Below are 22199 nucleotides of genomic sequence, written 5' to 3' on the forward strand. Positions count from 1 at the left end.
CTCAGCTGAGCGTCTCTTTCGAGTATAGAAGCATCCCCGCTGCCTGCGGTAGTTCGTTCGTCCTTAGATGACGTGGAACAACTTAGGTGCGGGGGTGGTGGCCCGAACCGGTCGGGCGCGATGTAGCGGTAGGCGTGGTTTAGACGTCCAGCGCGACCACGCCGCGGCGTACCGCCTCAATCGCCTCTTCACAGCGGGCACGAATCGCCGGGTCCAGTGAGCGGATGTGCGCGATCTGGTCCAGGGCGTCCAGTACCTGCTTTGCCCAGCGTACGAAGTCGCCGGCGGCAAGGCCGGTGTCCTCGATTGCCTTGGCGAGGTGGGCGCCGTTTGCCCAGGCGTACATGGGTTCGACCAGGCCGAAGTCGCACGCCGGGGTCAGGTTGACCTTGTGCTGCTCCTCGGCGGCGTTCAGGTCGGCGAGGCGCTGCGTAATCGTCGCAATGGGTGCGCGCAGGGACGGGTGCGGGTAGTGCGCCAGGTACTCCACCGCGTCGCGCTTGCCCTGGTAGGTTAGCGCGGCAACGGTTGCAGCGATGGCGGCGGGCTCCAGGCCGTCGAGGAAGTGCGCATCCAGGCACAGGGCGGTCAGCAGATCGCGCTCGCCGTAGATGCGGCGCAGAGCCTGGCCGCCGGTGGTCAGCGACAGTTCGCCGTCCTCGGTGCGTTCCACGTAGCCGTAGCTCTCCAGAAGGCGCGAAATGCGGTTGAAGACCTGTGCAATCGTGTTGGTGCGGCGCGCAATCTGACGGCGCAAACCTTCCGTCTCAGAGTTGAGCTTCTGCCAGCGTTCGGCCCAGCGCATGTGGTTCGCGCGGTCGGAGCAACCGTGGCACGGGTGGTTGCGTAGCTGTGCCTGTAGAGCCTCCAGCTGCGCGTCAATGCTGTTCTGACGAGCCGGAATGTTCTGCTGTGCGAGCGCACGCGGGGCGCGGCCGTCGTAGAGCGCCTGACGCATGCGGCTTGCGGTGTCGCGGCGTTCCTTGGGGGTTTTGAGGCTCAGGCGCTTGGGGATTTTGATGCGTGAGACCGGTTCGACGGCGCCCTCGAAGTCGCGGGTTGAGGCGGTGCGCTGGTGCGCGTCCTCGGTGACGATGCCGATGCGCGGGTCGGCGTGCGAATCGGAGCGGGTGACTACGACTGCGTAGCCGCGGGAGCGGCCGTGCGGAATGTAGATGATGTCGCCGGGTAGTAGCTGCTGGATGCTGTGGTGTGCCTGCGCGCGGGCGTGACGTTCGTTGCTCTTCGACGCCTTCTTCTCCAGCTCGGCGATTTGGCGGCTGAGCTGTACGTATTCGGTGAAGTCGCCCAGGTGGCATGCCATGGCTTCGCGGTAGCCTTCGAGGGCGCTTTCGTTCTTGCGTACGCGGGAGGCGACGCCCACGACCGACTTATCTGCCTGGAACTGTGCGAAGGAGGACTCCAGGATTTTGCGGGTGCGCTCAGCACCGTAGGAGGCGATGAGGTTCGCCGCCATGTTGTAGGTGGGGCGGAACGAGGAGTTCAGCGGGTAGGTGCGGGTGGAGGCGAGGGTCGCCACGTGCTCCGGGGACAGGCCGGGGCGCCACATGACGACCGCGTGGCCTTCGATGTCGATGCCGCGGCGGCCGGCGCGTCCGGTCAGCTGGGTGTACTCGCCGGGGGTGATGTCCACGTGGGATTCGCCGTTGTACTTGGTGAGCTTCTCCAGAATCACGGTGCGTGCGGGCATGTTGATGCCCAGTGCGAGGGTTTCGGTGGCGAAGACCAGCTTAATCAGGCCCTGCGCGAAGAGGGTTTCCACAACCTCCTTGAATAGGGGTAGTAGGCCGGCGTGGTGCGCGGCGATACCGCGAATCAGGCCGTCACGCCATTCGTAGTAGCCGAGGGTGTTCAGGTCGCGGGTGTCCAGGTGAGCGGTCGCTTCCGCAATGTAGGCGCGGATGGTCTGCTGCTGTTCGGGGGTGGTCAGCGTAATATCGGCGGATACGCAGTGGCTGACCGCGCCGTCGCAACCGGCACGGGAGAAGATAAAGCAGATAGCGGGAAGAAGGCCCTGCTTGTCGAGGGCGCGCACCATCTCCGGGCGGGTAATGCGCTGCGGACGCAGAGGCTTCTGCTCACCGCGCGCATCAAAGTCCCGGTCGTTACTGAAACGATCATTGCTGAAACGGTCACGACGGTCCGAGCGGCCGCGCTCGCCGCTGCTGAACGTCTCATTGAGCCAGCCTTCACGGCGGTGACGGAAACGTTCACGCTTGCCGCCGTAGCGTCCACGGCCCGGTGCGGAACGGAAGCCGGGGCGTAGCGCCTTCAGCTGCGGGTTCAGGCGCAGACCGGCAAGCAGAGGGTTGGCGCCCGCCTCTACGGTTGCGCCGCGCTGCTTGGCCTTCTGTGCCTTCTTCGCCTGCTTGCGGGAGAGCTTCTCCTCCGGCTCCTGCTTCTTGCCGTTTGCGGAGTTGTCCTCGGGTACGAACAGGTCCACCACGCGGTGACCGACCATCATGTGCTGCCACAGGGGCACCGGGCGGTGCTCAGAAACGATAATGTCCGTGCCGCCGCGCACCGTATCCAGCCACGCGCCGAACTCCTCAACGTTCGACACCGTAGCCGACAGGGAAATGACGTTCACGTGCTCGGGAAGGTGAATAATCGCCTCTTCCCACACCGCGCCACGGAAACGGTCCGCCAGGTAATGCACCTCATCCATAACCACATAGCCCAGGCCGGTCAGCGTGGTCGAGTTGGCGTAGAGCATGTTGCGCAGCACCTCGGTGGTCATCACGACCACGGGTGCTTCCGTGTTAATGCTCGTATCGCCGGTGAGCAGACCCACGTAATCCTCACCGTACGCGCGCACAAAGTCGTGGTACTTCTGGTTGCTCAGCGCCTTAATGGGGGTCGTGTAGAACGCCTTCATGCCGTGGCGCAACGCCAGGTAGATACCGAACTCACCCACGATGGTCTTACCGGCACCGGTAGGCGCGGCAACGAGGACGGAGCGGTCCGCCTCCACGGCGGCACACGCCTGACGCTGAAAATCATCCAGCGGAAAATCAAGGGACGCCTCAAAAGCCCCGAGGGCGGTCTTCGCGTATGCGGCGCGCTCTCGGGATGCGGCGTAGGCGGCAGCGTAGTCGGTGCCGGTCTGCTCGTTAGAAGAGTTAGAAGTGTGTGCGTCGGATGTGTGCTGTGCGTGGTGCTTGCTCATAGTATGTCCAGTGTAACCGCTCGCCCACCGCCCACCTTCCGAAAGCATCCCGGATGGGCACTAATCCGGTATGGGCGAATAGCGAGCGCATCCGGCGCGGTATAACGCTCCCTCTGGAGCTCGCTATGGAGGTGCCGTGTGAGCCGACGTTAGAAGCTTTTCCCGGCATGCGAATCTGGGCACTCGAATTTGGGTATGTCTGGGCATGCGAAAGGGGCGGGGCACAGAACCTTTCTGTACCCCGCCCCTTCCGGCGATGTTGCTCAAAGCGAGCTATTGAATTAGGAAGTCTTCTCTTCCTCGAAGTAACCCATCTTCGCCAAATCCTCGGCGCTGGTTGCGGTGTTCAGGCTTGCTTCGTCCGAACCCTGCGCCAGCTTGGCGAGCTTACGGTCGCGGCGCTTGTCGTTGATCATGCAGATGCCGATTGCTGCGAAGAAGAAAATCAGCAGCGGCGCCATGAGCACGAACATCATCATGATGTCGCTACCGGGTGCGGTCAGCGCCGCAATCACTGCGACCAGAACAACCACCCAACGCCAAGCCTTCAGGATGGTCGTGCCGCGAATCAGGCCCAGCATGTTAATGCCAACCAGAATCACCGGGATGATGAAGGCACAAGAGAAGGTGACGACGAACTTCAGAATGAAGGAGATGTACACGCCCGCGTCAATGTAGTTACTTTCGTTGACGGGGGTGAACTTCAGCAGCGCGTAAACCACGCCGGGGAGGGTGAAGTAAGAAATGGCGACACCGCAGGCAAACGCGAAAATAGATGCGGTGAGGAAGCCGAAGAGATACTTCTTCTCCTTGGTGTGCAGTGCCGGCAGCAGGAATCGCAGCGCCTGGTACAGCCAGACGGGGGACGCAATCACCAAGCCGATGTACATACCGACCTTCAGCAGCTGGTCGAAGGGAGAAGCGACGCTACCGTAGTTCAGGTTTGCGTTGCGGCCGGTTTCTGCGTTGATCTGCTGCAGGGGCGCGGAGATCATTTCGATGAAAGGCTGGTAGAGGAAGACCGTACCGATGATGGCTGCGATGACGGTTGCGATAGCCGCCTTGATGAGGCGGTCGCGGAATTCGCGCAGGTGTTCCTTGAGTTCCATGCGTGCTTCAGGATTGATTTTGCGGTTGCGCACGTCCTGGTCAGGTGTTGCCACGTGGTGTCCTCTGGGTGTCGGTGCCGTGTGTGATTCGGCTGAGGGGGTCTGGTGGGGTGTTTATGGGGTGGTGCCGCAAAACCCGTGCCGGCCGGTGGGCTGGCACGGGTTTGGTGCGTTGGGGCGGGACCGTTACTTGGTTTCGGTCTTGCCGTCCTTGCCGTTGTCTACGACCTCAGCGGTGACGACCTCTTCGCCGTCCTTCTCGCGGGGGTCCTTCTTGGAGTCGTTCTTCAGACCCTCAACTTCGGTCTTGAAGATGCGCATGGACTGGCCGAGGCTACGTGCCATACCGGGCAGCTTGGGTGCGCCGAAGAGGAGGACGATGAGGAGGATAACGACGATGATGGTCGCGGGGTGGCTGAAAATCTGGCCCATGGTGGTGTGCCTTTCTAGTTAGAGCAGGTCTCCGATGTTTTGAGGTTGGCCGAGTCGATCTCGTCGGGAGACCCGTCGCTTGATCCGCTCAGACCTGCGTGTCTGCTTACCTTGTTCGTAGTTATTGTATGCCTCGGTGATGGGTGTGAATACCCCGAGGGTGGTGTCTCGCGGGAGTTTTCGGCTTGCGTTCGCTTGCGCGGCGTCGAATTGTCCCTCGATTGACTCGACCCAGGTTACGGTTTCGTCAAGGAGTGTGAAACCGCGAGTGAGTGCTTTGTAGGTGAACCATGCCAAATAGAGGAGCGAGCAGATGATGAGCGCGCCCCATAGCAAAATCCAGAACCACCAAGACATGAGCACCATTATACAAGTTTTAGGTTAATGTTTTGGCCCCTTGGACGGGTTTTTAGGGCGTTTTTGCTTGTGGGTGAAGTTCTATTTTTCTGCGGGCGCACCCCTGCGGCTACTCGCGTTGAGGGTTTGCAACTGGTCAAGCAGCGCCGCGCGCAGGTGCGCGGGACCGACCAGTTCAAGGGCACCTCGGTGCGCGATGACGGTATCGAGAATGTTCTTATCGCCAGCGCCGTGGGCGTTGTTGTAGTAGTGGATGCGCACGTACTGGGTGCGTGAAGCCTTCTTCACGTGGTGGGTGCTTCGACGCATGTACGTTGCAGTGAGAGTATCGAGCGGCTCACCGCTGGGAATGTGCTCGGTCGGGTGAATCCGCAACTCAGCGAACGGGTTGGTCTGAGTGCTGTGCTGCTGAGCGTGCCAGTTCGGCACGGTGTCACCGGTGACCGGGTGGGTACGACCCGCGCCCGCCTCCTGAATGTGGTTGATGCGGGTGAGGCGGAAGTTACGCCAGAAAGTGGGGGTCTTCTCCCCCGCCTCACTATCCGTCGCCGCGCTGTCGGCAGTCTCGTTGTTTCCCGCCTCGCCGGTGGCTGCGTGAGCAAAGGCTTCAGGTACATACTCGGGCGCTTCTTCACCGCGCGCAGCATAGTAGCGTTCCTCAGCGGTACGGCACCACGCATGCAGATACATGTGGTCGCGGTGCAACACCAGCGCATACGGGTCCACCAGGCGATCAGCGGCACGCTCAGAGGTACCGTACCCAATGGTCACGGCGTTGCCGCTACTCAGGGCGGCAGTCGCCTCCTGCAGCAAAGGCTCCTCCGGGGCGAAGCACAGATGCTGCGTATAGATAGGCGCGTTCGGGTACGCGGTGGCGAGCGCCGCACGGATACTGCCCAGACGTGCATCCGCCGGGTGCAGAATATCTGCGGCAGAAAGGGTAAAGACGAGGATGGCGAGCTCGGTGTCCGTGAGGCGCGCGTAGTTCAGCAGCGTGTGCGGGGTGGCGCCGCCAAAGTCCGGCAGCAGGTTAATGTAGGTGGGCTTGAGTGCGTCCGGGTCCTTGGGGTCAGACTCGAAGGGAACGGTGTCTACCCGCGCGAAAATCTCGGGGATGATGGTCTTGCCGAGGTCGCGGTTTTTCTTGGTATCCACGCTGTAGAGGGCGTTGAGCTGGTTCAACGGCATGGGCGCCTCATCGTGGGCGCTCGCCCAGCGGTCGGCACGGTGCAGACCCAGGAGCAGGTCCACAAGGTCGTCGAGGGAGTTGTTACGGTTGCGCTGGTTGATATCCGCCCAGGTGCCGGGGTCTTCAACTGCGCCACTGTGCAGGTCGGTGAGGGTACGCAGCAGTTGCTGCTGGGCGGCGTAGCTGTCACGCTGGCGGGTAGATGCAGCCTCCGATTCCTCGGGCGGCTCGATCACGCAGCTGTAGCTGGTCGCCGCCACAGCGCTATCAATCGTGCCGTACGAGGGCACGGTGAAGGGCTCCGACAACGTCGAATCGGCGTTGACCTCGGCAACAATCAGGCTCTCTTCGTAGCCCTTAATGTCTTCAAGCCAGTTCTTGGCGTTGAACGTCGCGTTGATGGGGGTCGAATCGATACGTGAGAGCATCGTGAGCTTCTGAATACGGCTGGCACGGAACGTGTACTCCTTACGCTCCGAGCTCTCAGTGTAGTAGCCGACAAAATACCAGGTGCCGTAACGGTACCCAATACCGGCAACACTGACCTTCTCCTGCGTGCGGGTCGCACCGGCAGCCGTCTGATAGGTGAACGTGACCGTCTTACGCTCCGCATAGGCGGTAAACAGCTCATTCAGGTGCGGGTTATCGCTAAAGTAAATGCGCTGAAGGGGCTCGCGGTAGGTGTACAGGTTCTTCGCGCGCTGACGCTTGCCGGTCTTCGGCTCCAGGATCTTCGCGGCGGCGAGCGCCTCATCGGTGAGGTTCTCGCTGGTCAGCGCAATCTTACGCAGGATGCGGTAGGCGTCATCCTGCAGTTCGGTGCCTTCCCAGCCGCGCAGGATGGTGTTGATGAGGCGGAACTCCTCGGCGGTGGGGTTCCAGGCGGGCAGCTGCGCGGCGTTGCTGGTTTCGAGGCGGTAGCGCTCCCCCAGGTCCGTGGTCACGTGGGTGATGCGCGCGCCGGCATCACGCAGGGTCTGCTTGGCTCGTTCAAAGGCGCGTTCCTGGGCCTCGCTGAGGGAGCCGTTAGCGCGAGTGCTAATACCGAGCAGGGTCAGTAGCTCGTTGCGGCTGATGCCCTGGGTTCGGGTTGCGGCGTCGGGTGCCTCGGCGACGGTGGCGAGGCGGTTCAGGGTCATGAAAAGCTGAGCTGCGGTGGACATGATTCCATCATACCGTGTGTGTTCCGCGGCACTCGCTTATAGCCCAGGCACGCAAAAGCCCGGCGCCCCTCCCCATCACGAGGAAAGGCACCGGGCTACGCGTCTCTGCGCGTCTTACGTGAGAAGCGCGAGATGCGCGGAAACCTGGCTAATCCTTAGCGGACGTCCAGCAGGTCCACCACGAAAATCAGGGACTCGCCGGGCTTAATGACCGAGCCAGCACCGCGGTCACCGTACGCCATGTCGGCGGGAATCTCCAGGCGACGACGGCCGCCGACCTTCATGCCGAGCAGGCCCTCATCCCAGCCGCGGATAACCTGGCCAACGCCCACCTGGAACGGCAGCGGCTCGCCGCGGTTCCAAGAAGCGTCGAACTCTTCACCGGTGGAGAATGCAACACCAACGTAGTGGGTGAGCACGCGGGAGCCGGGAACAACCTCAGCGCCTGCGCCTTCGATCAGGTCGGTGATGACCAGCTCGGTGGGGGCGTCGCCCTCGGGGAAATCGATTTCGGGCTTTTCGCGGTCGAGATTACGCTGACCGAAAGACATGGGTGTCTCCTTTGATTGGTTCGAAATGAATCGAAATAGTGGGTGCGCCCGCCGCCCATACAGGATAAGCGGCGAGCGCTGTATAAAACACTATATAAAAACGTGGGTGCCGGACTACTGTGCAGTAGCCGAAGCAGTAGCCGCCGGGGTCGCAGAAGCGGATGCCGAGGCGCTCGCCTCCGCAGCAGCCGCGCTAGAAGCAGCCTGAGCACGCTGCAGAGTCTGCGGGTTCTCCTCCGCGCCCAGAATATCAACCACGAACACGAGGGGACCCGAAGGCTTGGAGCCGCCGGTGTCGTTACCGTACGCCAGGTCCGCCGGGATGACCAGCTCAACGCGGGAGCCGACCTTCTTGCCCTTCAGACCCTGAGTCCAGCCCTTGATAACGCCCTGCAGGGAGATACCCATCGGGGTGGCGGCGTTGTAGTTGCCGTCAACGACCTTACCGTCGGAGTACTGCACGCCAATGTAGCGCACGTACACGGTGTCGGTTTCCTTGACCTCGGCGCCCTCGCCCTCGATGAGGGTCTTAGCGGTCAGCTCGGTGACCTCCGGCTTGTTATCGGGCAGCTTAATTTCAGCCTTGCCGGTGGACTCATCCAGGGTGAAGGACGGCAGCGACGGGTCAGCCTCAACAGCCTTACCGGTTGCGTACTTGGGCAGCTTCGTCTTCACGGTGTACACCTCAACGTTGGTTGCGGCGCCGGGCGAAGCGGTCGTAGTGGTCACGCCCGCGGTGCTACGCTGCTGCAGAACGTTGGTGGTGTACGAGAAAGAACCGCCAACCTTAATCTTCTTCAAGGTTTCGTACACCTGCGGTGCAGCCTGCTTCAGCTGATCGTTAATCGGCAGCAGAATCGGCTCGCTGGAGTAAGTGGAACCGTTAAGCTTGCCGTCGGTGCCGTTGAACACGGCAGCCTCAACGAGCACGTAGTCACCATCGTTGATGGACTCGCCGTTACCTTCCTCAATCACGTACGCGGAGGGGCTAGAAGCGGCAAAGGGAGTCGCGAAAGACGCCTCCGGCTCAGCGGTCGCGTGCTTCAAGGTGTACTGCACCTTGGACAGGTCGCCGTTGTTGGACTGTGCGCCACATGCAGACAGTGCGAGCGCAAGAGCTGCCGCGCTGGCGCCAAAAATAGTGAGCTTAGAGCGTTTGGTCATAGTGTTATCCTCTGGGGTTTTCTGTGAGAGTGGGGCGTGTGGGTGCCCGTGTGCCACAGAACAGTTTACAGGTATAGGTTTAGCTGTTTTATGCTACGGCACGTAGCTGTGTTCAGGCTGTGTAGCGGCCGGGGTGTTCCCGAAGGCCCGAGAACCCCGACCGCTGGCGGGTTTCCCCTCATCAGAGCGTTTCTAGCGGTGCTGTTTAGGGGTGCCGTCTAGCGGTGCTGTTTAGCAGGGCGGCGGGAATGCCGCCTCCTGATGCTGACGCGCCTTAGACGCCAACAGGGTCAGCACCTCCTCAAGCTCCTCGCTACCGGTAGCAAACGGGTCCTTACACACCAGCGTGTGCTGCGGGTAGGCGTTGAGCTTCAAGTGCACCCAATCCACGGTGAACTGCTCCCCTGCCGCAACCGCCGCATTAATGAAACGCGAACGCTGCAGAGCGCGAGTGTTCGGCGGCTGAGTCTTCGCCGCCTCCGCAGCGCCCTCAGGCAGGATGCGCTTGACCGCACCGCGACGAACCAGCGCGTGGAAGACGCTACGCTCCGGGTCGATGTCGTGGTACGCCAAATCCAGCTGACGGATGCGGGCGCTCGCATAATCGGCGGGCTGACCAGCCGCGCGGGCGCGGGCAATGTACGCGTCCAGGAGCTTCTTCTTAATCGCCCAGTCAATCTCAGTATCGATGCTGCTGTAGTCGCCGGACTCGATAGCGTCCAGGGTGCGTTGCCACAGGTCCAGGGCGTATTCCACGTGATGGTGGTGCGCGCCGTACTGCTGCACGTACTGGCGTGCCGCATCCAGGTAGTGACGCTGAACGCTCAACGCCGTGTAGTGCTTACCATCCGTGGTTTCGAAGGTCGCGGTGCCGGTCAGGTCGTGGCTGATAGCGCGCAGAGCCGCCGGAACGGACACAATATCCAGGCTCGTCACCGGGAAGCGGTCCTCCAGCATGCGCAGCACCAGGTCGGTACTGGCAATCTTCAGCAGGGTCGTCGGCTCCGCCATGCTCGAATCGCCATTAATGACGTGCATGCGGCGGAACTTCGAAGCGTCCGCGTGCGGCTCGTCGCGGGTGTTAATGAGCGGGCGAGCGCGCGAGGTCGAGGTGGATGCCGCCTCCCAAATATGGTCGGCACGCTGCGAGAACGAGTACGAGGGCACACCCGTGCTAGACGCCGGGTCGGTCGAACCGGGCACCGGGCCGCCCTTCGGGTGGGTCTTACCGGCGCCCACCAGAATCTGGCGGGTCACCAGGAACGGCACGAGCTGGGCAATCAGGTCGTTGAACTGCAGTTTGCGGCTGATCAGGTAGTTCTCGTGGCTACCGTACGAGTTGCCCGCCGAATCCACATTGTTCTTGAACAGGTACAGTTCACCGTCGAGGGGGCGACCCTCAGAACCGGCGAGCAGACGCTTGCGGGCGGTACGCGCCAGGTCAGCGAACAGCAGCTCACCGGCGCGTTCTTGCGCGAGCAGCTCATCAATGCTGCCGCACTCGGCGGAGGCGTACTCGGGGTGCGAACCCACGTCAAGGTAGAGCCTGCCGCCGTTGGGCAGGAAGACGTTCGTTGAACGCCACTGATCCAGGACGGGCTTGAAAAGGGCGGCGGCGGATTCTTCGATGCTCAGCCGACCGAGCCCGTGCGGGACGTAGCTGAGCCCGAATTCGCTTTCAATGCCGAAAATACGGTGTTCCATGATGCTGACCCGGCGCAGGTGCGTCGGTTACTCGCCGCCCTTCTGGACGAAGCCGGTGACGAAGTCTTCAGCATTCTCAGCCAGCAGGCCGTCGATTTCGTCGAGCAGGTCGTCGACCTCGCTCACGTCAGAAACCACGTGGGAGGCGGCGAGGCTCAGTTCCTGCTCCTGCTCGGCTGCGGTGGTTTCGGTCTGCTGTGCGCTGATGCGTTCGCGGCTCATGGTTCTCTCCTTCAAGGGTTTTGCTCAGACCGGTTAGGGGCGGTCTGAACGTCAAGTGATGGGGTCAGGCGGGGTGCTTAGATGCGTTGCTGGAGGCGGTGTGCCGATTGTCGCGACCCGAATACCGGATACTGGATACTGCACCCTACCTGTGGGTTATGTGGTTTTCACTCTTCCGAATGGGGGTATCCGCCCCAAGGAAGAATATGAGTTTATGTGGGTTTGCGGCTGTGAGGCGCTACTAGCGCAGGCGGTTCAGCAGCGCATCCGAATGGTTCACCTCATCCAGCAACGGCTCCACCTCAGCGGCACCGTACCGGGTCGGCTCCATCATCGTAAAACGAGTCAGATCCTTCGAATACCTGCCACGGCACGAGACCGTATCCCAGTTAATACCCAGAATCTCCTCCGGCCAACGCGCCATTAGAGTGCCACGCAAAAACGCGCGTGTCTCACGCGGCGGCTCAGTCGTCGCACGCTCCACCTGCTCCGCAGAGAACAGCGTACGCATACGGCCGCGCGCCACCAGACGGTGATACAGGCTCTTCGACGGGTCAATATCAGCGTACTGCAAATCCAAAGCCTTCAACTTCGGATTCGCATAATCTACGCCCTGAGCGACATAACCGCGCACCAGCGCATACTTCACCACCCAATCCAGGCGATCCGCCAGCGAGAGCGGGTTAGTTTCCAGGGCGTCCAGAACCTCACCCCACAGGTCAAGAATCTGCGTGGTCGCAGCATCCACACCCGCCGGGTTCGACTCCTCGTGCGCACGGGAAGCCTCATAGTAGGCGCGCTGAATCTGCAGGGCGCTCGCCGAACCGCTCGTGGACACCGGGTTCGGCAGGGTCGCCGAAGACGGCGCCAGCGGCAGCTGAACCGACAGCGACAAATCGTGGCTGACCGCGTGCATCGCCGCCACCGGGTCGGACAGGCGCACGCCCGGCAGCACCGGAGCCTGCTCGCTGTGCGACTCAATCAGGTTCATCACCAGCGCCGCCGTACCAAACTTCAACAGGTTCGAGTAGTGCGAGAGGTTCGCATCCGCCGGAATCACGTGCAGACGGCGGTACTTCGACTCATCCGCATGCGGCTCATCGCGCGTATTCACAATCGGGCGGCGAATCGTGGTCTCCAGACCAATCGTGCGCTCAAAGAAATCAGCACGCGAACTAATCTGGAAGCCCGGAACCTCACCGTGCGTACCAATACCCACACGTCCCGCACCCGTGAAAATCGCGCGCGTGGCGAAGAACGGCAGGAGCGCATCCGCAACCTGCTCAAACGGAACATCACGGCTAATCAAGTAGTTTTCGTGGGCGCCGTACGACTGACCCTTCGAGTCGGTGTTGTTCTTGTACAGCTTCACCTGCGGCAAATCCTGCCCGTGGTTACCCAGCTCCACCAGCGACTCATACGCCAGCGCGTCACCGGCAGCATCATAGAGCACCGCATCGGCGGGGGTCAGAACCTCCGGCGAGGAATACTCCGGATGCGCGTGATCCACATACAGGCGCGCACCGTTAGGCAGAATCGCGTTCATGGTCACGCGGTCCCAGTCCAGACGCTCCGGGAAACCACCGCGGCCGTGCACGCCGGCGAGCGCATCCAGGGCGCTACGCGGCTCGGCGGGCTCACCCGGTGCCTGCACGCCAGCCTCACGCATAATCTCCAGGGCGATATCTTCGCTGGTCAGCTCGGTGCGGGTGTGCGTCATCTGGCTCGAGTGGGCGGTGGATGCGTCCTGAACCTGGCCGAACGCGTCACGCAGCGGCGACTCGGATTCACCCAACCACTGACCCTCGGGGGTGGTGGTCGAGTAGTTCTCTGCCTGGCGTGCCTCCTCGGCGGTCAGCTCCTCCGCCAGGGCTCGGCGTTGCAGCTGCTCGCGGAAGGCGGCGCCGCGGCGGAACGCAAGCTTGGCGTAGGTGTTGACCACCAGTGCCGACAGCACGGTCGGGTTGGTGCCCGGCGCGGAAGGCGCGATGACGCCGTACTCGGTTTCGGCACCCATAATGCGGTGCACGCCGTAGCTGGGGGTGGAGTTCATGGGTTCTCCTGAAAAAATCTATACCATCTAAAGGCTCTGGACCTGCGGTAATGCTGGTTGTATAGCGGGGTAAACGCGCGGTGTGGGCTGAGCGCACAGCTTAGTGGGCGCGCGCCGCCCGGCTCGTGCGGGCGCACGGTTTAGCGCGGCGGCTCCACCGACACCAGGCGGCCACGCACACCGGCAACGGTGAGTGCATCCTCAATATCGGGCAGCGGCGGCAAATCCACCTGATCCTCAAACTCGGCGCGTACCGCCTCCAGCAGGTGGCGGGTACCAATACCCACACCCGTTGCGTCCGCACCGGCGGTCAGCGCCTGCAGCTGCTCCTTAATCGCCGCCTTCTTCGCGCGGTCCACAATATTGCGAATCACCGCACCCGAGGCGAAGTCGCCGCGGTACAGCGTGTGCGTGGACAGGTTCGCGCTCGCACCAGAACCAACGACCATGGAAGAATCCACGGTCGCCACAGCGTACGCGGTGGAGGGGGTGCGCGCGTACAGCTGACCTGCCGCCGCCGCAATCATCGAGGTCAGGGCGGCGCGGACGGATCCGGCGGCTGCCACCTCCGCAGCGTCCAGCGGCAGGTCCTCGGTCAGGTACAGGCCGAAAATTTCGGCGGCACCGGCGGCGTCCGGGCGGTTGATGCGAATCTTCAGGTCCAGGCGGCCAGGGCGCATCACGGCGGCGTCAATCAGGTCTTCACGGTTGGTTGCACCAATCACGATGACGTTCTGCAGGGACTCCACGCCGTCAATTTCGGCAAGCAGCTGCGGCACGATGGTCGTCTCAATATCGGAGGAACGACCCGAACCGCGCATACGGAACAGCGACTCCATCTCGTCAAAGAACACGACGACCGGGTGGCCCGCCTCCGCCTTCTCACGGGCGGCCACAAAAATATCGCGAATCTGGCGCTCCGTCTCACCGACGAACTTATCGAGCAGCTCCGGGCCCTTAATGTTCAGGAAGTAGCCGCGGGTATTCGAACCCGGGTTCAGCGCAGCCGCACGAGCCGCCAGGGAGTTCGCCACAGCCTTAGCAATCATGGTCTTACCGTTACCGGGAGGACCGTACAGCAGAATGCCCTTGGGCGGTGCCAGGTGGTAGCGCTCAAAAATCTCGGGGTGCAGGTACGGCAGCTCCACCGCGTCGCGAATCTGCTCGATCTGCGCGCCCAGGCCACCAATCTGCTCGTAGGTGACGTCCGGGATCTCTTCCAGAACCAGCTCCTGCGAGCGGGAGGCGGGAACCTGCGAGGTCAGCATGCGGGTGCGCGTGTCAAGGGTGACCGCGTCACCGGTGCGCAGCTGCTCAATGTCGAGGGAACCAGCCACGCGCGCCACCTGCTGAGCACCCGAGGACGTATCAACCAGCACGCGCTGCTCATCCAGCACCTCGCGCACGGTCACCACGTCACCGAAGGGTTCGGTGTCCAGGGCAACGACCGCCTCGGTCTTGTCGTTGAGCAGTACGGTCATGCCGGGGGTGAGGGTAGACAGGTCAATGAGCGGGGACACGGGAATACGCATCATGCGGCCGCTCACCTGAACATCCAGGTACGCATCAATCTCGGCGGGAGTCTTATCGTCGGCAACCTGCTCGTAGGTCATGGTCTGGCCCTCATGCACCGCCAGCACAATCGCCGAATTCAGCGGCGGCATAACATTCTGCGACAGGGACGCGCGCAGACGCTCCACCTGGTAGCGCATGCTGGTGATTGCTTCAACGAGCTTGCGGTTCTTCTCCCCCGCACCACGAATCTGTCGGCTCATATTGTCGCGGGTTGCCTCCGCCGCGGAGAGTCGACGCAGCACGGCGTCATACTCCTGCGCGCTGACGGGCTGACTGCCGGGCAGGGAGGTCGACCCGAAAGCAGCCGAGTAGTGCGGTGCCGCGCTGGCTGCACTGTGGGCGGTGCCGTACTGGGGGGTTCCTGCCTGATCTGCAGATTCGTGGGTGGACACGGTAGCTCCTTTAGCTGTTCGTCCTAATCGGCGGCTACTCGGTGCGGGTGGTTGGGCACAGTGAGTAGCCTGGTGAGTGCACTGCGGGGGCTCCAGGCAACGCCCGTGCCCCCGCAGGTCAGTGGTTCAAATTATTCGGCGGATTCAGTCGCCTCAGCTGCTGCACTGTCGTTCTGCACAGTGCCGTTCTGTTCAAGCGCAATCTCGTTCGCACGTGCGGCGTGAGCGGCAAGGTTCTTCGCATCGCGGGCTGCGCGGCGAATCTTCTTATCGGTCACCTCACGCTCACCCACGTTCATGGGAATCCACGCGTTCATATCCTCTTCAGAGAAGTCAGTCTTGGACGCGCGGCGCTTCGGCGCCAGGCGTACCGCACCGTCAGCGAGGCGACGAGCCACGACCAGGAACGCGGTGTGTGCAACCATGCGGTGGTCGGGGCGGACCGCCAGGCCCTCCACGTGCCAGCCACGCACAATGGTTTCGTCACATTCGGGTTCGGTGAAGCGGCCGTCCAGGCGCATGCCCTCAACCAGGCGGGACATCTGGGTCACGGTCGCAACGTAGCAGATGAGCACGCCGCCGGGTGCGAGCGCCTCCGCTACAGCGTCCAGGCATTCCCAGGGTGCGAGCATGTCGAGTACGACGCGGTCGACGCTGCCGGGCTCTTCAACCTGCGGAAGGGTGTCCTGCAGGTCGCCGATGCTCAGCTTCCACGCCGGGTGGGGTCCACCGAACATGGTTTCAATGTTGCCGCGGGCGACATCTGCGAACTCTTCACGACGTTCGAAGGAGTGCACGCAACCGTAGTCGCCGACTGCACGCAGCAGCGCGATAGACAGTGCACCGGAGCCGACGCCGGCCTCGACGACGCGTGCGCCGGGGAAGATGTCTGCCTTGACGATGATCTGGGCGGCGTCCTTGGGGTAGACGACGGCTGCGCCGCGCGGCATGGAGAGCACGAAGTCCTTGTAGAGGGGGCGCAGCGCCTGGTAGAGGATGCCGTGAGTGTTGGCGATGACGGTGCCTTCGGGTGCGCCGATGAGGTCGTCATGCTTGAGGAAGCCCTTGTGGGAGTGGTACTCGCCGCCTTCGGCGAGGGTGATGGTGGTGATGCGGCCGCGTTCGTCAGTGATTTGGACGCGCTCGCCGGGGCGGAAGGGGCCGCGGCGGTTGATTGCGCCGGTGGGGGTGGGGGTGCCGCTGCTCACGGGGTGATTCTCCTCGGGTTTGGGTCAGTCTGTGCTGTTCGCCGTCGCGGCGAACTATGGACGGAAAAAGTCTTTTTCTATTTTAGCGGAGTCTGCAAATCGGCTGTGGAGTATTACCTCGCGGGCGTGATAACCAGTTATTGGGTTCTACAACCGGTTATACACAAAAGGGGTGGGTGACCCTGGACTATTCCAGAGTCACCCACCCCTTGTTGCTTTCAGAAGCCCTACGCTTCCTTCTGCGCCTCGTACGCGCGCACCTCAGCTAACATCTCTGCGGCGAGCGCATCGACCGTCTCACGGTCATACGGGCGAAAAGCGTACAGTTCCTCCATGACAGGCGCAGCCATCTTAGAGGACCACGCCCAGGCGTGCCGCCAGGATGTCACGCACCAGCGCGCCACCACCGACGGTGGTGTCCGTCAGAGCCTTCACAGCCCACGCATCCACAGCCGCCAAAGCAGCCGGCGCGTTCAGGTCCTCACCGAGTGCCTCACGCACAGCGGCCAGTAGCTCAACCGCCGCCTCATCGGTGACACCTTCAGAACCCTCACGGCCCTCAGCCATCGACACCGCGTGACGGTAAGTATCCAGGCGAGCCTTCGCGTGCTCCAGCAGCTCATCAGTCCAGAACCAATCCGAACGGTAATGCTGACCCATAATCGCCAGGCGCACCGCGTTCGCATCCTCGCCGGCCGCGCGCAGACGCGAAACCAGCACCAGGTTGCCGCGGGACTTGCTCATCTTGTGGCCGTCCAAACCGACCATGCCGGTGTGCGCGTAATGCTTAGCGTGCGGGCGCGCAGACACAGCCCACGAATGGCCAGCACCCAGGTCGTGGTGCGGGAAGGTCAGGTCGTTACCGCCAGCCTGAACGGTCAGCGAACCATCCACAAAACGGCGGGCAATCATGGTGCACTCGATGTGCCAGCCGGGGCGGCCCGCGCCCAGCTCGCCGGCATCCCAGCTCGGCTCACCCTCACGCTCAACACGCCACAGCAGCGGGTCCAGTGCGTCACGCTTACCGGCACGGTTCGGGTCGCCGCCGCGCTCAGCGAAAATCTCCAGCATCTCATCACGGCTCAGGTGCGATACCTCGCCCGGCGCCCACGAGTAGCCCTCAGCGTTCGCGGGCAGCTCACGCACAGCCTTCAAGTCCAGGTACACGTCACCGTCAGGCTGCTCAACGCCCTGCTCGTCGGTGAAACCGGGCACGCGGTACGCCAGGCCGCGGCGCAGCAAATCCTCAATCAGCGGGAACAGCCACTCAATGGACTCCAACACACCCACATAGTGCGCCGGCGGAATCACGTTCAGCGCCTTCATGTCGGTGCGGAACAGCTCCGTCTGATCCTCAGCCAGCTCACGCCAATCAACGTTCGTGGCGGTCGCACGCTCCAGCAGCGGGTCGTCCACATCGGTCACGTTCTGCACATAGGTGACCGGCACGCCCGCATCCAGCCAGGCGCGGTGCAGCAGGTCAAAAGCAACATAGGTGGAGGCGTGACCCATATGCGTCGCGTCGTACGGGGTGATACCGCAAACGTACAGGCTCGCCGCCTTATCCTCCTGAACCTGAACAATCTCACCAGCCGCAGTATCAAAAATACGCGGCAGCGCAGCCTTACCAGGCAAAGTCACAGAGGCCGGGGCATCCCAAGCTCGCATGGGTTTCCTTTCCGTAAAAACGCCCACACCCGGTGGACGCGCCACACCCGCCGCCCAACCTACGGGCATGCGGGTGCCAAAAAATCTACTTAAACAAGAATACCCGCCCGTGAGAAACTCACGGACGGGTATGTCATATCACGCTGAGGGCTAAAGCCTTAGAACGCCGAAGAAGTAGCGTTCAGAACGCCAGTGCCCAGACCAACGAAAATCAGGATACCGAGCGCAATGCGGTACCAAATGAAAACGCCGTAGGACTTCGAAGACACGTACTTCAAGAACCAGCCAATCATCAGGTAACCCACCACGAACGCAACCAGAGTAGCCACGATAGTCGACGGGATACCGTAGTAGCCGGTCGCCTCCTCGCCGGTGACCACCTTGAAGGTCTTGTACAGGCCAGACATGAACACGGCGGGCATGGCCAGCAGGAACGAGTAACGTGCCGCAGCCTCACGGGTGTAACCCATGAACAGACCCGCAGTAATCGTACCGCCCGAACGGGAAACACCCGGGATCAGTGCCAGCGCCTGTGCGCAACCGTACAGCAGGCCGTGACGGAACGTCAGGTCCTTCAGCTCACGCTGCTCACGACCAAAACGGTCCGCAAGACCCAGGAACACCGCAAAGACAATCAGCATAGTCGCCACAACCCACAGGCTACGGAACTGGGTGTCAATGTAGTCTTCCAGCAGCAGGCCCAGAACGCCGATGGGCAGGGAGCCAATAATAATCAGCCAACCCATGCGGGCATCCGGGTCATTGCGCGGTACACGACCGGTAAGAGCGCCAAACCACGCCTTCACAATGCGCACAATATCGCGCCAGAAAAAAATCAAGACCGCGGTCTCAGTACCCAGCTGGGTGATTGCGGTAAACGCGGCGCCCGGGTCAGCCTTCTCCGGCAGGATCTGGCCAACAATGTTCAGATGCGCCGATGACGAAATCGGCAGAAATTCGGTCAGGCCCTGAACAAAGCCCAAAATAATTGCTTGAATCCATTCCACGCATTCAAGGATACAGGAGGCGCACCCGCCCGGGGTGGTTCGCCGAAGGTGATGTGAAACTTCCGCAAACCGCCCCGTCCACACTCTGAAACGCTCAGGGTGCCGTTTCAGGAGGTACACCGCGGTGCAACCGGGGCTTATCCATAGCTCATCCACGGTTCACCCATGGCTCAAGGAGGCCGCGCAAACACCTCAAATGCGCGCTCTCCGGCGCATCAAAGGTGCGTCACCGGTGCAAGCATACTAGCCGCACGACCAGTCGAAAACACCCGTCTCAAAATCAAAAACAGCGCTACCGCACCCAAAATTCAGCACATCAAACTCGTCGAACTCAATATAACGAGCCGTCAGACCCTCCGGCAGAGCCTGCGCATAAAAATGAGTGCCACCCAGGTGAGTGCCCACCGCAATTAGCGGCTTCGCCCACTCAAACCACGCCGAATCCTCAGCATCCCAATCGAAAGGACTCAGATAACCAGTCTGCGGGTCCACATTCTCAAACACATCACTGGGGACCTTACCGGCATTCGGGTCATCCGTCGGAACCCACCCCACCAGAGCAGGCTTACGAGCCAGCGGCTGCTGACGATCCGCCAACGCCCAGGCGCTGAAGCTCTCCTCCTCACCACGATGCTCACCGGGTCGGCGCACATCCTCAGGTGGCTGTGTACGGGACGAGAACTCCTCCTCATTCAGGTACAGCACCGCAAACTCGGCATCCAAAATATCGCGCAACAACAACTGATACGGATGCACCCGCGCCTGCGCATACTGCACCTCAAACGGGTCATCACTAGCAGCATTAGCAACACCCTCAGTCGCCTCATCCTCAGCGAACTGGCCATCACCAGCGAAGAAAGAGAACGCCACAACGCCCGGATACTTCTGCGCATCCGGCAGGTACTCCCCCGGCAACCTCACCGTAAAAATATGCTGCATTGGCAAACCAGTAAACGTACTGCGCGGCCACTGATCCTGCTCAATACCGGGACCAGTCGAACCCACCCAGCCAGCCTCCCACACCTCGGTGGAACCTGCAGGCAGAGCAGTATCATCACCACCGCGCAGCTCATAATTCCAGGCACGAACAGAAGAATCGGTGCCCGCCGCATCAACGGGGCTAAACACCATCGCGTAGCTTTTCATGAGAGTTCCTCTCCGCAGATTATTCGCCCCACAGCCCACCAACGCACACAATGCCTGCGCACATTAAACGCCTAAGGGGCGGGATACATACTCCCAGTATGCGTCCCGCCCCCGCTTCATGCGCGGTTAACGGTCACCCGCAGACCCCGCACAAAGCATAAACGGTCATCGCCTACGCCTGGCGCTCATCACGCAGCGCACGGTTCACAGCCGAAATCATCGCCTTCAACGCCGCACGAGTCGTCGAGCTGTCCACGCCAATACCCCACAGCACGCGAGAACCAACAGCAGCCTCAACGTAGCAAGCCGCGTTAGCAGTCGACGAAGACGACATCGTGTGCTCCGAATAATCCATCACGCGAATATCCACGCCCTCGCCCGAAAGGATGTTCTGCAGAGCATCCACCGGACCGGTACCCGAAGCAGTACGAGTGTACGTGTGATCATCAATGTTCAGACCAACACGCAGAGTAGTCGCACCAGTATCAGCCGAATCAATATTAATCGACTCAATACGATACTTACCCCAACGCTTCTCAGGATCCGTAGCGGGCAGGTACTCATCCGCGAAGATGTTCCACAGCTTCTGGCTGGTCATCTCGCCACCCTCAGCGTCAGTACGAGCCTGAACAATCTTCGAGAACTCAACCTGCGCACGACGCGGCAAATCCAGGCCGTGATCCTGCTTCAGCAGGTACGCCATGCCGCCCTTACCGGACTGCGAGTTCACACGAATAATCGCCTCGTAGGTACGACCCAGATCGCGAGGATCAATCGGCAGGTACGGAACCTCCCAGTACACCTCATCCACGGTCTTACCCGCCTCAGCAGCGGTACGCTCCAGAGCCTCAAAGCCCTTCTTAATAGCGTCCTGGTGAGAACCAGAGAACGCAGTGAACACCAGGTCGCCACCATACGGCGAACGCTCGTGCACCTTCAACTGGTTGCAGTACTCAACAGTCTTACGGATACCGTCAATATCAGAGAAATCAATCTGCGGATCAATACCCTGGGTGTACATGTTCAGACCCAAAGTGACCAGGTCAACGTTACCGGTGCGCTCGCCATTACCGAAGAGGCAACCCTCAATACGGTCCGCGCCCGCCAAGTAACCCAGCTCAGCAGCAGCCACGCCGGTACCGCGGTCATTGTGCGGGTGCAGCGACAGCACAATGTGCTCGCGGTGGTTCAGGTTGCGGTGCATCCACTCGACAGAGTCGGCGTACACGTTCGGGGTAGCCATCTCAACGGTAGCGGGCAGGTTCACAATCAGCTCGCGGCCGTTCTGACCGACCTCCAGCTCCTCAGCCACAGCGTTCACCACGCGAGCCGCGTACTCCAGCTCAGTACCGGTGAAGGACTCAGGCGAGTACTCGTAGATGACCTTAGTGTCAGAGATCATCTGCTCTTCGTACTTGCGGCACAGGCGCGCACCCTGCAGGGCGATATCCAGCACGCCCTCCTGATCCTGGTTGAACACCACGCGGCGCTGCAGAACGGAGGTCGAGTTGTAGAAGTGCACAATCGCCTGCGGTGCGCCCTCAATCGCCTCAAAAGTGCGGGCAATCAGGTGCTCACGCGCCTGCACCAGAACCTGAATGGTCACATCCGAAGGAATGTGGCCGTCCTCAACGAGAGTGCGCACAAAATCAAAGTCAGTCTGCGACGCCGAAGGGAAACCAACCTCAATTTCCTTGTAACCCATCTTCACCAGCAGCTTGAACATCGCAAGCTTACGGTCGGTGTCCATGGGGTCAATCAGCGCCTGGTTGCCGTCACGCAGATCCACTGCGCACCAGCGCGGAGCCTTCTCAATGACCTTATCCGGCCAAGTGCGGTCCGGCAGGTCAACAACAATCTGCTCGCGGAAAGGGCGGTACTTGTGTACCGGCATGGGGCTGGGCTTCTGGTGGTTTTTCATGATGAATTTCCTGTTGGTTGGTCCGTCTCGCTCTACCCCAAATGTGGGGCTCGTACCGTGCCGGGTATCGGTCCCCGGCAGCCGTGGTCAAGGCGGTGCATCAGAAAGGATGCGAAGGTGAGATGCCGCGTCAAAAAGCCGGAACGGT

Annotated in this window: 15 protein-coding genes; all 15 read right to left on the minus strand. The window is 61.6% G+C overall.

Annotation, left to right across the window (positions count from 1 at the left end; translation table 11 throughout):
* Nucleotides 1–139 precede the first annotated feature (139 nt).
* Nucleotides 140–3190 (minus strand): DEAD/DEAH box helicase, encoded by a 3051-nt coding sequence (locus HMPREF2682_RS01740; protein ID WP_070830809.1) that lies wholly within the window; start codon nucleotides 3188–3190, stop codon nucleotides 140–142.
* Between the two features lie 281 nt (nucleotides 3191–3471).
* The gene (tatC, locus tag HMPREF2682_RS01745; RefSeq protein ID WP_005506026.1) at nucleotides 3472–4353 is read right to left on the minus strand and encodes a twin-arginine translocase subunit TatC; all 882 of its coding nucleotides are present in this window, start codon (nucleotides 4351–4353) and stop codon (nucleotides 3472–3474) included.
* A 132-nt stretch (nucleotides 4354–4485) separates the two neighbouring features.
* Nucleotides 4486–4731: a Sec-independent protein translocase subunit TatA gene (gene tatA / locus HMPREF2682_RS01750; RefSeq protein WP_005506024.1), complete on the minus strand. Its 246-nt coding sequence runs from the start codon at nucleotides 4729–4731 to the stop codon at nucleotides 4486–4488.
* A 438-nt stretch (nucleotides 4732–5169) separates the two neighbouring features.
* Nucleotides 5170–7440 (minus strand): WYL domain-containing transcriptional regulator, encoded by a 2271-nt coding sequence (locus tag HMPREF2682_RS01760; protein ID WP_070830811.1) that lies wholly within the window; start codon nucleotides 7438–7440, stop codon nucleotides 5170–5172.
* A gap of 155 nt (nucleotides 7441–7595) precedes the next feature.
* Nucleotides 7596–7991 (minus strand): FKBP-type peptidyl-prolyl cis-trans isomerase, encoded by a 396-nt coding sequence (locus tag HMPREF2682_RS01765; protein WP_005508667.1) that lies wholly within the window; start codon nucleotides 7989–7991, stop codon nucleotides 7596–7598.
* A 114-nt stretch (nucleotides 7992–8105) separates the two neighbouring features.
* The gene (locus HMPREF2682_RS01770; protein WP_070830814.1) at nucleotides 8106–9155 is read right to left on the minus strand and encodes an FKBP-type peptidyl-prolyl cis-trans isomerase; all 1050 of its coding nucleotides are present in this window, start codon (nucleotides 9153–9155) and stop codon (nucleotides 8106–8108) included.
* Nucleotides 9156–9386: 231 nt separating this feature from the next.
* Nucleotides 9387–10859, minus strand: a complete 1473-nt coding sequence (gene pafA / locus HMPREF2682_RS01775) for a Pup--protein ligase (protein WP_070830816.1) — start codon at nucleotides 10857–10859, stop codon at nucleotides 9387–9389.
* Between the two features lie 27 nt (nucleotides 10860–10886).
* A complete protein-coding gene (locus HMPREF2682_RS01780; protein WP_070830818.1) occupies nucleotides 10887–11081 on the minus strand; it encodes a ubiquitin-like protein Pup in 195 nt (64 codons plus the stop codon).
* Nucleotides 11082–11322: 241 nt separating this feature from the next.
* Nucleotides 11323–13134, minus strand: coding sequence for a depupylase/deamidase Dop (dop, locus tag HMPREF2682_RS01785; protein ID WP_070830821.1), 1812 nt, complete (start codon nucleotides 13132–13134; stop codon nucleotides 11323–11325).
* Between the two features lie 140 nt (nucleotides 13135–13274).
* Entirely contained in the window at nucleotides 13275–15101 is a 1827-nt protein-coding gene (arc, locus tag HMPREF2682_RS01790) for a proteasome ATPase (protein ID WP_070830823.1), read from the minus strand.
* Nucleotides 15102–15232: 131 nt separating this feature from the next.
* A complete protein-coding gene (locus tag HMPREF2682_RS01795) occupies nucleotides 15233–16309 on the minus strand; it encodes a tRNA (adenine-N1)-methyltransferase (protein WP_070830826.1) in 1077 nt (358 codons plus the stop codon).
* Between the two features lie 351 nt (nucleotides 16310–16660).
* Nucleotides 16661–17977, minus strand: a complete 1317-nt coding sequence (gene mshC / locus HMPREF2682_RS01800) for a cysteine--1-D-myo-inosityl 2-amino-2-deoxy-alpha-D-glucopyranoside ligase (protein ID WP_070830829.1) — start codon at nucleotides 17975–17977, stop codon at nucleotides 16661–16663.
* Between the two features lie 158 nt (nucleotides 17978–18135).
* Complete coding sequence (locus HMPREF2682_RS01805; RefSeq protein WP_070830832.1) at nucleotides 18136–18984, minus strand: undecaprenyl-diphosphate phosphatase; 849 nt, start codon at nucleotides 18982–18984, stop codon at nucleotides 18136–18138.
* Between the two features lie 243 nt (nucleotides 18985–19227).
* Nucleotides 19228–20130 (minus strand): hypothetical protein, encoded by a 903-nt coding sequence (locus HMPREF2682_RS01810; RefSeq protein ID WP_070830835.1) that lies wholly within the window; start codon nucleotides 20128–20130, stop codon nucleotides 19228–19230.
* A gap of 172 nt (nucleotides 20131–20302) precedes the next feature.
* Nucleotides 20303–22051 (minus strand): 2-isopropylmalate synthase, encoded by a 1749-nt coding sequence (gene leuA / locus HMPREF2682_RS01815; RefSeq protein WP_070830838.1) that lies wholly within the window; start codon nucleotides 22049–22051, stop codon nucleotides 20303–20305.
* Nucleotides 22052–22199: the final 148 nt, after the last annotated feature.

It is taken from the genome of Rothia sp. HMSC061D12 (assembly GCF_001836735.1).
In the GTDB taxonomy this organism is placed as follows: Bacteria; Actinomycetota; Actinomycetes; order Actinomycetales; family Micrococcaceae; genus Rothia.